Below are 12493 nucleotides of genomic sequence, written 5' to 3'. Positions count from 1 at the left end.
GCGGTCGGCTGTGATGCCAGCATGGCTCGTCAGCCAGGACATTGCGCTGTGATTGCGGCGTCGAGACTGGCCTGAATGCGCTCCATTGGTGCCTTGACGTCCTCCACGCCGAGCTGCACGTAGTGCCGGTGCAGCACGTCGCCCTTTTGGGGCGTGTGGTTCAAGATGCGGCGCAGCACCGCGTCACCCACACCCAGCCGTTCGCCGACGGTCGCCAGCAGCTTGCGCAGGTCGTGCAACATGAACGCGGGTGCGCCCACCCGGACGGCCATCTTCGAGAGGTGCCCGGCCGCCACGCCCTTAAACAACGCGCCCTCCGCCTCCAGACCCGCGCAGCGCCGTTCCAGGATCTCGCGCATGGCCGGCGTGATGGGCAGGCTGTGTGGCTTGCCGTTTTTGGTCTCAGGAACGCTCAGGACGCCCGCCACGAGGTCGATCTGATCCCGGCGCAGGTCTGCGCACTCGTTGCGACGCAGGCCGGTGTAGAGCGTCAGGAGCAGGAAGTCGCGCTGGCGCTCGCCCAGCTTGTCCAACGCCGCGCGCCAGGCGGGGAGGTCGGCCTCCTGCAGCACCCGGGCGCGGGGCTGGGCGCGCTCCGGCAGCAGGCCCACCGCAGCCAGCTTGGCGAAAGGCGAAGCCAGTTCCAGGCCGTGCAGCGCGTTCGCGTACTTGATGACTGCGCCCACCACGCCACGGGCCAACTCGACCAAGGCCGCGCCGCTGCGCTGCGCGAACGCCCGGCAGTGCTCGGTGAACTCGAGCTGTCCCAGCTCCGACACGGGCCGATCGAGCCAGGCACCGAAGTGCGTGCGCAGCAGCGATTCATAGCGCGACTGGCTCGACGGCTTGATGCGCTTGTCGCGGCAGTAGTCGGCATAGACCTCCCGCAGGGTGGGCGACGGGGCAGGGGCTGCGGGCCTGTGCGGGCGTTCGCCCCGGCGGCACTTGGCGAGAACCTCCATGGCCTGTGCTCGGGCCTCCTCGACGCTCATGAGCGGCCAGTGGCCCAGGTTCATGCGGAACTGCTTGCCTGCCACGCTCGTGGCGACCCGAAACGTCACCTTGCGTGGGTTCATGCGCACGCAAAAGCCGCTGAGCATGCGGTCGCGCAGGATGCGCCCGTCGCGCACCGTGGCACGAAGGAGCAAGGACTCGCTGATTAGTACAATCGGCACCAGTTTCTCCCAGGCAAAACGAGGACAAACGCCTCGGCAAGCCGCTGCTCCCCCACCCACTTCCAGACCAGCGCCCGGCTCGGGCGCACCGCGCGAATCGGGCACCTCGACCACGCCGGTGTTGGGCTCGATGGTGCAGATGGGGTTGATTTACAAGGACTTTTCATGAGCTTGAAATGCGGCATCGTGGGCCTGCCCAACGTGGGCAAGTCCACGCTCTTCAACGCCCTCACCAAGGCCGGCATCGCGGCCGAGAACTACCCCTTCTGCACCATCGAGCCCAACACCGGCGTGGTGGAGGTGCCCGATCCGCGGCTGGCGCAACTGGCCGAGATCGTCAAGCCGCAGCGTGTGGTGCCGGCGATCGTGGAGTTCGTGGACATCGCGGGCCTGGTGGCCGGTGCCAGCAAGGGTGAAGGCCTGGGCAACCAATTCCTCGCGCACATCCGCGAAACCGATGCCACCGTGAACGTGGTGCGCTGCTTCGAGGACCCGAACGTCATCCACGTGGCGGGTCGTGTGGACCCGATCGCCGACATCGAGGTGATCCAGACCGAGCTGTGTCTGGCCGACATGTCCACGGTGGAAAAGACCATCCAGCGCGCGCAGAAAACGGCGCGCGCGGGCGACAAGGAAGCGCAGAAGCTGCTCGTGCTGCTTGAGAAATGCCTGGCTGCGCTCAACGAGGGCAAGCCGGTGCGCACGCTCGATCTGTCGAAGGAAGAGCGCGCGCTGCTCAAGCCGCTGTTCCTCATCACCGCCAAGCCCGCGATGTTCGTGGCCAACGTGGCCGAGGACGGTTTCGAGAACAACCCCTTGCTCGATCGACTCAAGGCCTATGCCGACGCGCAGCACGCGCCGGTGGTGGCCATTTGCGCCAAGATCGAAGCCGAGTTGTCCGAGATGGACGACGCCGACCGGCTCGAATTCCTGAAGGAGCTGGGCCAGGAAGAGCCCGGCCTGAACCGCCTGATCCGCGCTGCCTACAGCCTGCTGGGGCTGCAGACCTACTTCACCGCCGGCGAGAAGGAAGTGCGCGCCTGGACCATCCACAAGGGCGACACCGGCCCGCAGGCCGCGGGCGTGATTCACACCGATTTCGAGAAGGGCTACATCCGCGCCCAGACCATCGCGTTTGCCGATTACATCGCCCACCAGGGTGAGCAGGGCGCGAAGGAGGCTGGCAAGATGCGCGCCGAGGGCAAGGACTACGTCGTGCAGGACGGCGACGTGATGAACTTCCTGTTCAGCGGCTGAGCGCACGCAAGTGCTGCTCAGCCGCTCTGGGCTGGGTCAGGCCTGGCGTTTGCTGGCGGCGCCAGCAGTCTATTGATCCACGCCGGCGTTGCCTCGCCCCAGCATGTGGGCGTTGAGGGCAATCACCGCCTGGCGCAACGTGGAAGTGGATGCCTCGCCGTTGGCGGGAACCAGGGTGAGCACGTGGTTCGTCAGGTCGGCATGTGCCGCATGGTCGCCGAGCGGAGCCCTTGCGAGGTGCTGCTGTGAAATCCCTTCAACGGTCCGGCGCGCTTAAGGTTCGCGCCAGGCACAAGGCCGGGCCTTTCACAGCGGGGGCGCCAGGTCGTCCAGCACGAAGGCCATCAGCTTGGAGACATCGCGCTGGAGTTGGGGATCGACACGCACCAACTCACCCAGCGCGCTGCTGCGCAGCAGGGCCAGCAGGGCCTCGCGCCGTGCCTGTGCGCGCTCCGCGTGGGCCTGCAGGTGATGGCGGCGCGCCTGTGCCCGGGCGTCGGGTGCAGCGGGCTTGTCTGCGCCAGGGCGGGCGAACAGCGTGCGCCCGCCGGGCAACGCTGTCGGCGCACCAGGGGCGGCAGGGTCGCTGGCGTCAGTGGCGGTGGCAGTGGGCTCGGAGGTGGAACTCATGGGCAGATGTCGGCGTGGACTTGCAGAGGGCGCAGCCAGGGCATACGCCGATTCAGGCGCGTTGCGCCGAAAGGAGATCCATGGATTGCGAAACGCTTTGACCATCGGTGGCGCTGTCGATCACCATGCTCCAGAACAGGCGCAGACCCTCGTGACGCAACAGGTTGTTGGCCAGTTGCACAGGCAGGTTCTCGCCCTCGCAGACCAGGTCGTTGACCAGCAGCAGTTGATCCCCGTCGTCGTCCTTGGCGAGCCGCATGGCCCCCAGCGAGCTCCAAAGAGCGTTGAACGTCAGGCAACTGGCGTGGATGCTTGCCCTGGCCTGGGCGGTCGGCTCACCGACACCGGCCGTCACGACCAGCCGCCTGGGCTCGTCCGCCCATTCGACCAGGCATTCCCCGCCGGTTTCGAAGTGCACGAACCACACCCCGGGCGCCATTTCGACGACGGCTTCCAGGGCTTCGCAGTACTCGGCAGCGGCCACCAGGCACTGGGCGGCGGTGTCGGGGGAGGTGAGGGCGTTCATGGGACCTGTGGGAAGTTGGCCCATGGTGGGTAACCGCCGTCAGTTGGCGGTTCCATCGCCGTCAATGCAACCGGTTGGCTCGCCCCACGATGGCGCTCAAGGCCATGGCCATGGCCATCACCGCCAGGCCCACCCAGTGCAGGTTCAGCATCTGCCCCTGCGCGATCAGCAGCCCGCCCAGCGCGGCACCCAGGGCCTGGCCGCCATACATGGCTGAGGTATTGAGCGCCACCGTGGCCGGCGCGAGCACGGGTGACTGGTGCACCAGCCGCGCCTGCTGGGCCGAGTTGGCCGAGAAGCAGCCCAGCGCCCAGGGCACCACCACCAGTGCCTGCAGCCACCAACTGCCGCGACCCAGCGGCCACAGCAGCAAGCTCAGCGAGATCAGGCCCAGCGTGAGCAGCACGGCGCGCGCGGCGCCCGTGCGGTCGATCCAGCGCGTGACCAGCACGTTGCCCAGCAGCCCGAAGGCGCCGAACCACAGGAACAGCAGTGAGAGTCCGGCGCCGCCCAGGCCGAGCGTCTGAGCAAAGTAGGGCGCAAAGTACGAGAACAGCGTGAACTGGCCGAACGCGAAGAGCAGCGTCACCCCCACGGTCAGCATGAGGGGCGCAGAGCCGAGGGTGATGCCCCACGATTGGCGCGACAGCGCCGCCGGGCGGATGCCGTCGGGCATCGCGCGCCAGACCCACAGGCCGCTGGCCATCGAGAGCAGTGCCACCAGTCCGAACGCCCAGCGCCAGCCGAGTTCGCCGCCGATCCAGGCCGACAGCGGCATGCCCATCACGGACGCCACGGACCAACCCAGGAACACGAAGGTGATGGCACGTCCGCGTTGGTGGTCGGGCACCAGCAGGCCCACGCTGGCCGCGGCCTGGGGCGTGAACACGGCGGGCGCGATGACCGCCAGCACGCGCAAGGGCATGAGTGCAGCGTAGTTGGGCGCGAGAGCACAGGCCACGTGCAGCAGGCCATACCACACCAGAGACCAGGCGAGCAGGCGGCGGCGATCCCAGCCAGCCACCAGCGTGGCGAACAGCGGCGCGCCCACGCCCATCAGGATGGCAGCCGCGGTGATCAACTGACCCGCCTGCGGAATCGACACGCCCAGCGATGTCGAGATGTCGTTGAGTGTGCCGGGCACCACCATCACACCCGTGCCGATGACGAAGTTGCCGACCATGAGCGCCCACAAGGCGCGCGGCAGGGCAGGTGAGGTCAAGGTAGAGCCTTCGTGATGTGCGCGGCTGCGCTCATGGGGTGAACATGCCCGGGAAGACCCACAGCAGTGCGGCCGTCATGGTGAGGTAGCGCACGAACTTGCCGATGGCCATGTAGATCATGCAGGGCCAGAAGGGAAAACGAAGCCAGCCCGCCACCGCACACAGCGGGTCGCCCACTACGGGCAGCCAGCTCAGCAGACAGGCCTTGGGGCCGAAGCGCTCGAGCCACTGCAGGGCGCGCAGCTCGGTGCTGCTGCCGCGTGCGCGGTCCACCAGCCGGTGCGTGCCCAGGCCCATGAGCCAGCTCACCCCGCCCCCCAGCGTGTTGCCGGCGGTGGCCACCAGGATGGCCGGCCAGAACAGCTCGGGATTGAGCTTCACGAGACCGAACACCGCCGGCTCCGAGCCCATGGGCAGCAAGGTGGCCGAGACGAAGGCCACCACGAAGACGGTGGTCAGGCCGACCTCGGGCAGGGCGAGCCATTGGGCAAGGGTGGAAAACCAGGCGGGCATGGGGCGACAGGCAGGGCGCTGATTGTGGCCGAGCCCTGTACAGCGCCTGTCGCCAGGGTTTATGGCCACACTTTGCACCCGCGTTGCAGCCGCGTCGTGCCCAGGTTGCTGAAAAAGCAGGCAGCTACAATCCGCCGCTCCCCCCTCGCGCCTACCCACCCCCCCCTACCATGCAGATCGGGCCCCACCGCCTGCCCAATGCCCTGTTCGTCGCGCCGATGGCGGGTGTGACGGATCGGCCGTTCCGCAAACTGTGCAAGCGCCTCGGTGCCGGCTACGCGGTGAGCGAGATGGTGACCAGCCGGCGTGACCTCTGGGACAGCCTGAAGACCTCGCGCCGGGCCAACCACGAGGGCGAAGCGGCGCCGATCGCGGTGCAGATTGCCGGCACCGACGCGGCCATGATGGCCGACGCTGCGCGCTACAACATCGATCGTGGCGCGCAGATCATCGACATCAACATGGGCTGCCCGGCCAAGAAGGTCTGCAACAATTGGGCCGGCAGCGCACTCATGCAGGATGAGACCCTGGCGATTGCCATCGTCGAGGCCGTGGTGCAGGCTTGTGCCCCGCACGGCGTGCCGGTGACCTTGAAGATGCGCACCGGCTGGTGCGATTCGGCCCGCAATGCGCCGGTGCTCGCACTGGCCGCCGAGGCCGCGGGTGTGCAGATGCTCACCGTGCACGGCCGCACACGCGAGCAGGGCTACAAAGGGCAGGCGGAGCACGACACCGTTGCGCACATCAAGCGCCTGGTAAAGATTCCCGTGGTCGCCAACGGTGATATCAATTCACCCGAGCGGGCGCGCGAGGTGCTGCAGCGCACCGGGGCCGACGCCATCATGATCGGCCGCGCAGCGCAGGGCCGGCCCTGGATCTTTCGCGAGATCGCCCACTACCTGGCCACCGGTGAGCATCTCGCTGCCCCCGACCTTGCCGAGGTGCGCGGCTGGCTCCTCGAACACCTGGACGATCACTACAGCCTGTATGGCGAAGACACCGGCGTGCGCAGCGCACGCAAGCACCTGGGCTGGTACGCGCAATCGCTGCCGCTGTCGCGCGAGGAGGTCGCGCACTTTCGCGCGCGCGTCAACGCCAGTGCCACCATCGATGCGCAACGCCGTGTGGTGGCCGATGCCTTCGACGCCTGGATCGACACCCGCGAGTCCCCCGCCTGGAAACTCGCTGCCTGACTTCGTTGCCCGAACTCCGCCGACAGAGCCGCCGTATGAGCACCAAGAAGAACAACCCGCCCGGCAACCCGCTGGACGAATGCGTCCGCAACAGCCTGCAAGCCTATTTCCGTGACCTTGATGGCACCGAGCCGGCCAACCTGCACGACATGCTCGTGCGTGCCGTGGAGCGCCCGCTGCTCGAGGTGGTGATGGAGCAGGCCCAGCACAACCAGTCGCGTGCCGCCCAATGGCTCGGCCTGAACCGCAACACGCTGCGCAAGAAGCTGCTCGAGCACGGCTTGATCGACTGATCCCTTCCTCCTTTTTCCTCCCCATCCATGCGCGCCCTCATCTCCGTTTCCGACAAGACCGGTATCGTCGACCTCGCCCGCTCGCTGCACGCGCTCGGTGTGCAACTGCTCTCCACCGGCGGCACCGCAAAGCTGCTCGCCGAAGAAGGCCTGCCCGTGACCGAGGTGGCCGAGGTCACCGGCTTTCCGGAAATGCTCGACGGTCGCGTGAAGACGCTGCACCCCAAAGTGCACGGTGGCCTGCTGGCGCGCCGTGATCTGCCCGCGCACATGGCTGCGTTGAAGGAACATGGCATTGCCACCATCGACATCCTGGTGGTCAACCTCTACCCGTTCGAGGCGACGGTGGCCAAGCCGGGTTGCACGCTGGCCGACGCGATCGAGAACATCGACATCGGGGGCCCGGCCATGGTGCGCAGCGCCGCCAAGAACTGGCGCGACGTGGCGGTGCTGACCGATGCCTCGCAATACGCGGGCGTGGTGGAGGAGCTCAAGGCTGGTGGCCTGACGCTCAAGACGCGGTTTGCCTTGTCGGTGGCCGCCTTCAACCGCATCAGCAACTACGATGCGGCCATCAGCGACTACCTCTCCGCAATCGAGTTCGACGAAACCGCCGAGGTGCCGCGCCGCAGTGCCTACCCGGCGCAGGCCAACGGCCGCTTCGTCAAGCTGCAGGACCTGCGCTACGGCGAGAACCCCCACCAGACCGCGGCGTTCTACCGCGACCTGTACCCCGCGCCGGGCTCGCTGGTCACGGCGAAGCAACTGCAGGGCAAGGAGCTCTCCTACAACAACATCGCCGACGCCGATGCCGCCTGGGAATGCGTCAAGAGTTTCGAGCAGCCGGCCTGCGTGATCGTCAAGCACGCCAACCCCTGTGGTGTGGCCGTGGGTAGCGGCCCGCTGCAGGCCTACCAGAAGGCCTTTCAGACCGATCCCACCAGCGCCTTCGGCGGCATCATCGCGCTCAACCGTCCGCTCGACGGCGCGGCGGCCGAGGCGATCAGCAAGCAGTTCGTCGAGGTGCTGATGGCGCCGGGCTACTCGCCCGAGGCGCTGGCCGTGTTCAAGGCCAAGGCCAATGTGCGCGTGCTGCAGATCGAGCTGCCGCCCGGTGGACCCACGGCGTGGGACCAGGGCTTGAACCTGTCGGATGTGAAGCGCGTGGGCTCGGGCCTGCTGATCCAGAGCGCCGACAACCACGTGTTGCAGCGCGAAGATCTCAAGGTCGTCACCACGCTGCAGCCCACGCCGCAGCAGATCGACGATCTGATGTTCGCGTGGAAGGTGGCCAAGTTCGTCAAGTCCAACGCCATCGTCTTCTGCAAGGACGGCATGACCATGGGCGTGGGCGCGGGCCAGATGAGCCGGCTCGACTCGGCGCGCATCGCCAGCATCAAGGCTGGCCACGCGAAGCTCTCGCTGCAAGGCACGGCGGTGGCCAGCGACGCCTTCTTTCCGTTCCGCGACGGTCTCGACGTGGTGGTGGACGCTGGAGCAAGCTGTGTCATCCAGCCAGGCGGCTCAATGCGCGATCAGGAAGTCATCGACGCTGCCAACGAGCGCGGGGTGGTGATGGTGTTCTCCGGCGTACGGCACTTCAGACACTGACGCGGTCCTGGCACCCATGCAAAAGGCCGCCCGTGGGCGGCCTTTTGCGTTGCTGAGGGCCGTGCGTCGTCACCGGACCAGCTGTCGGAACACCTCGCGAGCGGCTGCAACGGTCTCGGCAATGTCCTGCTCGCTGTGGGCGGCGCTCACGAAGCCGGCCTCGTACAACGCAGGCGCGATGTAGACACCGCGATCGAGCAGGCCGTGGAACAGGTTGTTGAACTTTGCGCCCTCGGTCTTCATGACCGCCTGGTAGTGCTGCGGCAGCTCGGGCAGCAGGAAGAAGCCGAACATGCCGCCTTCGCTGTCGCCGCAGAAGGGCAAGCCCTCGGCGTCAGCCGCGGCCTTCAGCCCGCTCACGAGCGAGCGCGTGCGCGCTGCCAGCGCGTCGAAGAAGCCGGGCTGGCGGATCTGTGCCAGCGTGGCCAGCCCGCAGGCCGTGGCCACCGGGTTGCCAGAGAGCGTGCCCGCCTGGTAGACCGGACCGAGCGGCGCGAGCTGCTCCATCACCGCGCGTTTGCCGCCGAAGGCCGCCAGCGGCATGCCGCCGCCGATGACCTTGCCCATCACCGTCATGTCGGGCTCGAAGCCGGGGATGAGCTTTGCGTACACGCTCTGCGCGCCGCCAAGCGCAACGCGAAAGCCGGTCATGACCTCATCGAAGGCCAGCAGCGCGCCGTGCTGTGTGCACAGCTCGCGACAGCGCTTCATGAAGGGCACGCTGGCGCGCACGAAGTTCATGTTGCCCGCGATCGGCTCGATCATCAGGCACGCGATGTCGCTGCCATGTTCGGCAAACGCGGCCTCCAGCTGCGCCACGTTGTTGTATGCGAGGACCAGCGTGTGCTGCACCACCTCGGGCGGCACGCCCGCGCTGGTGGGGTTGCCGAAGGTGGCCAGGCCCGAGCCGGCCTTGACCAGCAGCGCGTCGGCGTGGCCGTGATAGCAGCCCTCGAACTTGATGATCTTCTTGCGGCCGGTGGCGCCACGCGCCAGGCGGATCGCGCTCATACCGGCTTCGGTGCCCGAGCTCACGAGGCGCACCATCTCCAGGCTGGGCACGAGTTCGACGATGGCCTCGGCGAGCTCCACCTCGCGCTCGGTCGGCGCCCCGAACGAGAAGCCGTCCACCGCGGCCTTCTGCACGGCTTCGAGCACCGCAGGGTGGCCATGGCCCAGGATCATCGGACCCCAGGAGCCGATGTAGTCGATGTAGCGCTGGCCGTTGGCGTCCCAGAAGTGCGCGCCTTGTGCGCTTTGCACGAAGCGCGGCGTGCCACCCACGGCGCGGAAGGCACGCACGGGCGAGTTGACGCCTCCGGGGATCAATGTCTTGGCGCGTTCGAACAGATCGGCGTTGCGGTCGGTCATGGTCGGTGTCAGTGGCGGGTGGTGTCGAGTGGGAAGTCGTCGGCGTCGAGCGTGCTGTCCGAGGCGGGTTCGGCGCCGGGTTCGGCCTCGGCCTCGTCGTCATCGTGGGCCCAGAACAGGCGGTCGGGCACGGCATTGCCCATGCCGGGCTGGAAGCCCGCGTCCAGGCATTGGTCCAGGTAGGTGAGGGCCTCGGCGCAGGCAGTCTGCAGGTCGGCGCCGCCAGCGATCAGGGCGCACAGCGCGGCCGACAGCGTGTCGCCCGCACCGCTGAAGGTGGCCTCGAAGCGCTCGTAGCGCGCGGTGGCCAGCACGGTTTCGGGTGAGGCGAGGTGGCTTTCAAGGAACTGGTCGGCCGCGTTGATGCCCGTGACCAGCGTGTACGAAACGCCATGCACCGCCGCGGCGCGGGCCACCTCGCGCGGGCCCGGCGGGCGGTCGCCCTCCCACTCGGGCAACAGCCAGCGCGACAAGGTGCTGTGGTTGCCCACCAGCACCGTGGTCTGCGGCAGCAAGAGCTCGGTGCACGCGTCAAGGTAGTTCTCGATGGCGAGTTCGTCCCACCATGAGAGGTCGGGCATGTAGGTGACGACGGGCACCTCGGCGTAGTCGCTGGTGATCTGGGCGACCGCGCTCAGGTTCTCGGGCGTGCCGACGAAGCCGACCTTGAACGCCTGCACCGGCATGTCCTCCAGCGCGCAGCGCGCCTGGTCGGTCACCGCCTCTTCATCGAAGGCGATGTGATCCTGCACCGCCGAGGTGTCGCGCACGTAGGTGCCCGTGACCACCGGCAGCACGTGCGCCGACGCGCTGCTCATTGCGGTGAGGTCGGCACTCAGGCCGCCGGCGCCGCTCGGATCGTTGGCGTTGAACGCCATGACGCAGGGCAGGCTGGCTTCGCCGGGGCGGTCAGCGGCGGTGGAAGGGTCTTGGTCTGAAGGGGATGGCATGGAGGCAGGCCCGCAGGGCACAAGGCGGTGGGCTCACCCGGGGCGTGCCCTGCACGCATCAGTATCGTGGCCATTCGCCTGTGAAATCACGCCGCAGAGCGCTTGAACAGGCTAGATACAATTCTTGCATTCTACGATACCGACCCTGAAAACCATGACCGATAGCAAGACTTGGATGTGCCTGATCTGTGGCTGGATCTATGACGAGGCCACTGGCGCGCCCGAGCATGGCGTACCGCCGGGAACACCCTGGGCCGAGGTTCCGATGAACTGGACCTGCCCCGAGTGCGGCGCTCGCAAAGAAGATTTCGAAATGGTGCAAATCTGACCGGTTGACGGGCGCTCGCTCGGCAGCCGGTTGTTCCATGTGACGGGGTGGGCTGGCCGCGTCGTCACAGATGGTGTTGAGGAGTCCGTCCATCGTGAGCGCAACGTCCGCCCTGAAGGTTCTTGTCGTCGACGACAGCAACACCATCCGGCGCAGTGCCGAGATATTCCTGAAGCAAGGCGGGCATGAGGTCCTGCTGGCCGATGACGGCTTTGACGCCCTGGCCAAGATCAACGACTACCAGCCCGATCTGATCTTCTGCGACATCCTGATGCCGCGCCTGGACGGCTATCAGACATGCGCCATCATCAAGCGCAACGCCAGGTTCGCGGGTATTCCCGTTGTCATGCTCTCGTCCAAGGACGGCGTGTTCGACAAGGCCCGTGGCCGCATGGTCGGCTCGCAGGACTACCTCACCAAACCTTTCACCAAAGACCAGCTGCTGCATGCGGTGCAGCAGTTCGGCACCAACCTCAACGGAGTGTCCTGATGCCCATCCAGAAGATCCTCGTCGTCGACGATTCCAAGACCGAGCTCATGGTCCTGTCGGATCTGTTGACCAAAAATGGCTACACGGTTCGCACCCCCGAGAATGCCGACGAGGCCTTTCGTCGTCTCGGCGAGGAAAAGCCTGACCTCATCCTGATGGACGTGGTGATGCCCGGACAGAATGGTTTTCAGCTCACGCGTGCCATCACGCGTGACCCACAGTATTCGAGCATTCCCATCGTCATGTGCACGAGCAAGAACCTGGAGACCGACCGCGTCTGGGGCATGCGCCAGGGCGCGCGCGACTACGTGACCAAGCCGGTCAACGGCGACGAGTTGCTGTCCAAGATCCGCGCGCTGGCCTGACCTGGCTACCGACCACAGCATGGCCAAACGACAGTCGCTCAAGGAACTGCAGGAACGCCTGGCCCAGCGCCTCACGGCGGCCAAGACCGAAGCCTTGACGGCGACCTGGCTGGCCATCGAGGCTGGCGGGCACAAGCTCCTGCTGCCATTGGTGCAGTCGGGCGAGATTTTTCCCTGGTCCGCGGTACAGCCCGTGCCGTACACCAAACCCTGGTACGTGGGCGTGGCCAACCTGCGCGGTGGCCTCAATGGCGTCGTGGACCTGGCCGGCTTGCTGCAGGGCAATGCCGCGCGCCCGGTGCAACGCACGGCCGACCGCGTCACCTCCGATGCCCGGCTGGTGAGTCTGCACGGCGCGCTGGGCCTCAACGCGGTCCTCTGGATCGATCGCCTGCTGGGTTTGCGCAACCCGGGGGCCTTCAAGTCCGTGGCGCAGCGCCCTGCCGACGCGCCGACGTTCATCACCCGCCTCCTGATCGACGACAGCGGGCAGGCCTGGCAGGAGCTGGACCTGCAACTGCTCGTCAACGAGCCCGAGTTCCTGGCCATTGCGGCCTGAAGATGCCGA

The 12493-nt window shown here is 67.1% G+C and carries 15 protein-coding genes; 8 read left to right on the top strand and 7 right to left on the bottom strand.

All coding sequences use genetic code 11. The features are described 5' to 3' along the window. Positions 1–29: 29 nt before the first annotated feature. Positions 30–1175, bottom strand: a complete 1146-nt coding sequence (locus tag M3149_RS02485; RefSeq protein WP_251707753.1) for a tyrosine-type recombinase/integrase — start codon at positions 1173–1175, stop codon at positions 30–32. A 165-nt stretch (positions 1176–1340) separates the two neighbouring features. Here M3149_RS02485 and ychF point away from each other — a divergent pair, with 165 nt between their 5' ends. Beyond that, a complete protein-coding gene (gene ychF, locus M3149_RS02480) occupies positions 1341–2432 on the top strand; it encodes a redox-regulated ATPase YchF (RefSeq protein ID WP_251707752.1) in 1092 nt (363 codons plus the stop codon). Between the two features lie 306 nt (positions 2433–2738). Here the strand turns inward: ychF and M3149_RS02475 are convergent, their stop codons facing one another. From M3149_RS02475 to M3149_RS02460, 4 genes are all read right to left on the bottom strand, one after another. Next, a complete protein-coding gene (locus tag M3149_RS02475; protein WP_251707751.1) occupies positions 2739–3062 on the bottom strand; it encodes a hypothetical protein in 324 nt (107 codons plus the stop codon). Positions 3063–3114: 52 nt separating this feature from the next. After that, positions 3115–3588 (bottom strand): type III secretion system chaperone, encoded by a 474-nt coding sequence (locus M3149_RS02470; RefSeq protein ID WP_251707750.1) that lies wholly within the window; start codon positions 3586–3588, stop codon positions 3115–3117. Between the two features lie 61 nt (positions 3589–3649). Further along, positions 3650–4810: an MFS transporter gene (locus M3149_RS02465; RefSeq protein WP_251707749.1), complete on the bottom strand. Its 1161-nt coding sequence runs from the start codon at positions 4808–4810 to the stop codon at positions 3650–3652. Positions 4811–4841: 31 nt separating this feature from the next. Continuing rightward, positions 4842–5324, bottom strand: a complete 483-nt coding sequence (locus M3149_RS02460; RefSeq protein ID WP_251707748.1) for a YqaA family protein — start codon at positions 5322–5324, stop codon at positions 4842–4844. 170 nt (positions 5325–5494) lie between these two features. Between M3149_RS02460 and dusB the strand changes: the two genes are divergently transcribed. From dusB to purH, 3 genes are read left to right on the top strand one after another with little or no spacing between them, the layout of a single operon-like run. Then, complete coding sequence (gene dusB / locus M3149_RS02455) at positions 5495–6517, top strand: tRNA dihydrouridine synthase DusB (protein WP_251707747.1); 1023 nt, start codon at positions 5495–5497, stop codon at positions 6515–6517. Positions 6518–6552: 35 nt separating this feature from the next. Further along, entirely contained in the window at positions 6553–6810 is a 258-nt protein-coding gene (locus M3149_RS02450; protein ID WP_251707746.1) for a Fis family transcriptional regulator, read from the top strand. 27 nt (positions 6811–6837) lie between these two features. Beyond that, complete coding sequence (purH, locus tag M3149_RS02445; protein ID WP_251707745.1) at positions 6838–8421, top strand: bifunctional phosphoribosylaminoimidazolecarboxamide formyltransferase/IMP cyclohydrolase; 1584 nt, start codon at positions 6838–6840, stop codon at positions 8419–8421. 69 nt (positions 8422–8490) lie between these two features. On the opposite strand, the gene hemL is transcribed toward purH, so the two are convergent. Together hemL and thiD are read right to left on the bottom strand one after the other, a co-directional pair. After that, on the bottom strand, positions 8491–9804 hold the full coding sequence (gene hemL / locus M3149_RS02440) for a glutamate-1-semialdehyde 2,1-aminomutase (protein ID WP_251707917.1): 1314 nt from the start codon (positions 9802–9804) through the stop codon (positions 8491–8493). Then, positions 9801–10742, bottom strand: coding sequence for a bifunctional hydroxymethylpyrimidine kinase/phosphomethylpyrimidine kinase (gene thiD / locus M3149_RS02435; protein ID WP_251707744.1), 942 nt, complete (start codon positions 10740–10742; stop codon positions 9801–9803). The genes hemL and thiD overlap by 4 nt, the downstream gene beginning before the upstream one ends. 154 nt (positions 10743–10896) lie before the next feature. Here thiD and M3149_RS02430 point away from each other — a divergent pair, with 154 nt between their 5' ends. From M3149_RS02430 to M3149_RS02415, 4 genes are all read left to right on the top strand, one after another. Next, positions 10897–11070, top strand: a complete 174-nt coding sequence (locus M3149_RS02430; protein WP_251707743.1) for a rubredoxin — start codon at positions 10897–10899, stop codon at positions 11068–11070. 94 nt (positions 11071–11164) lie between these two features. Continuing rightward, positions 11165–11560, top strand: coding sequence for a response regulator (locus tag M3149_RS02425; protein ID WP_435370721.1), 396 nt, complete (start codon positions 11165–11167; stop codon positions 11558–11560). After that, positions 11560–11925 carry a response regulator gene (locus M3149_RS02420; RefSeq protein ID WP_251707741.1) on the top strand — a complete coding sequence of 122 codons (366 nt, stop codon included), beginning with the start codon at positions 11560–11562 and terminating at the stop codon, positions 11923–11925. Before M3149_RS02425 ends, M3149_RS02420 begins: the two co-directional genes overlap by 1 nt. 19 nt (positions 11926–11944) lie before the next feature. Further along, positions 11945–12484 (top strand): chemotaxis protein CheW, encoded by a 540-nt coding sequence (locus M3149_RS02415; protein ID WP_251707740.1) that lies wholly within the window; start codon positions 11945–11947, stop codon positions 12482–12484. The last annotated feature ends 9 nt before the right edge of the window (positions 12485–12493 follow it).

This window comes from Hydrogenophaga intermedia, from assembly GCF_023715105.1.
Lineage (GTDB): Bacteria > Pseudomonadota > Gammaproteobacteria > Burkholderiales > Burkholderiaceae_C > Hydrogenophaga > Hydrogenophaga intermedia_A.
Note: the sequence above shows the minus strand (reverse complement) of the source record. Positions and strands in the feature narration are given on the sequence as shown.

Bases quoted from the DNA above. Each gene is read 5' to 3' on its own strand.
- M3149_RS02450 (WP_251707746.1), top strand. From the start codon at position 6,553: ATGAGCACCAAGAAGAACAACCCGCCCGGCAACCCGCTGGACGAATGC.
- M3149_RS02415 (WP_251707740.1), top strand. From the start codon at position 11,945: ATGGCCAAACGACAGTCGCTCAAGGAACTGCAGGAACGCCTGGCCCAG.
- M3149_RS02475 (WP_251707751.1), bottom strand. From the start codon at position 3,062: ATGAGTTCCACCTCCGAGCCCACTGCCACCGCCACTGACGCCAGCGAC.
- purH (WP_251707745.1), top strand. From the start codon at position 6,838: ATGCGCGCCCTCATCTCCGTTTCCGACAAGACCGGTATCGTCGACCTC.
- dusB (WP_251707747.1), top strand. From the start codon at position 5,495: ATGCAGATCGGGCCCCACCGCCTGCCCAATGCCCTGTTCGTCGCGCCG.
- thiD (WP_251707744.1), bottom strand. From the start codon at position 10,742: ATGCCATCCCCTTCAGACCAAGACCCTTCCACCGCCGCTGACCGCCCC.
- M3149_RS02470 (WP_251707750.1), bottom strand. From the start codon at position 3,588: ATGAACGCCCTCACCTCCCCCGACACCGCCGCCCAGTGCCTGGTGGCC.
- ychF (WP_251707752.1), top strand. From the start codon at position 1,341: ATGAGCTTGAAATGCGGCATCGTGGGCCTGCCCAACGTGGGCAAGTCC.
- M3149_RS02460 (WP_251707748.1), bottom strand. From the start codon at position 5,324: ATGCCCGCCTGGTTTTCCACCCTTGCCCAATGGCTCGCCCTGCCCGAG.
- M3149_RS02430 (WP_251707743.1), top strand. From the start codon at position 10,897: ATGACCGATAGCAAGACTTGGATGTGCCTGATCTGTGGCTGGATCTAT.
- M3149_RS02420 (WP_251707741.1), top strand. From the start codon at position 11,560: ATGCCCATCCAGAAGATCCTCGTCGTCGACGATTCCAAGACCGAGCTC.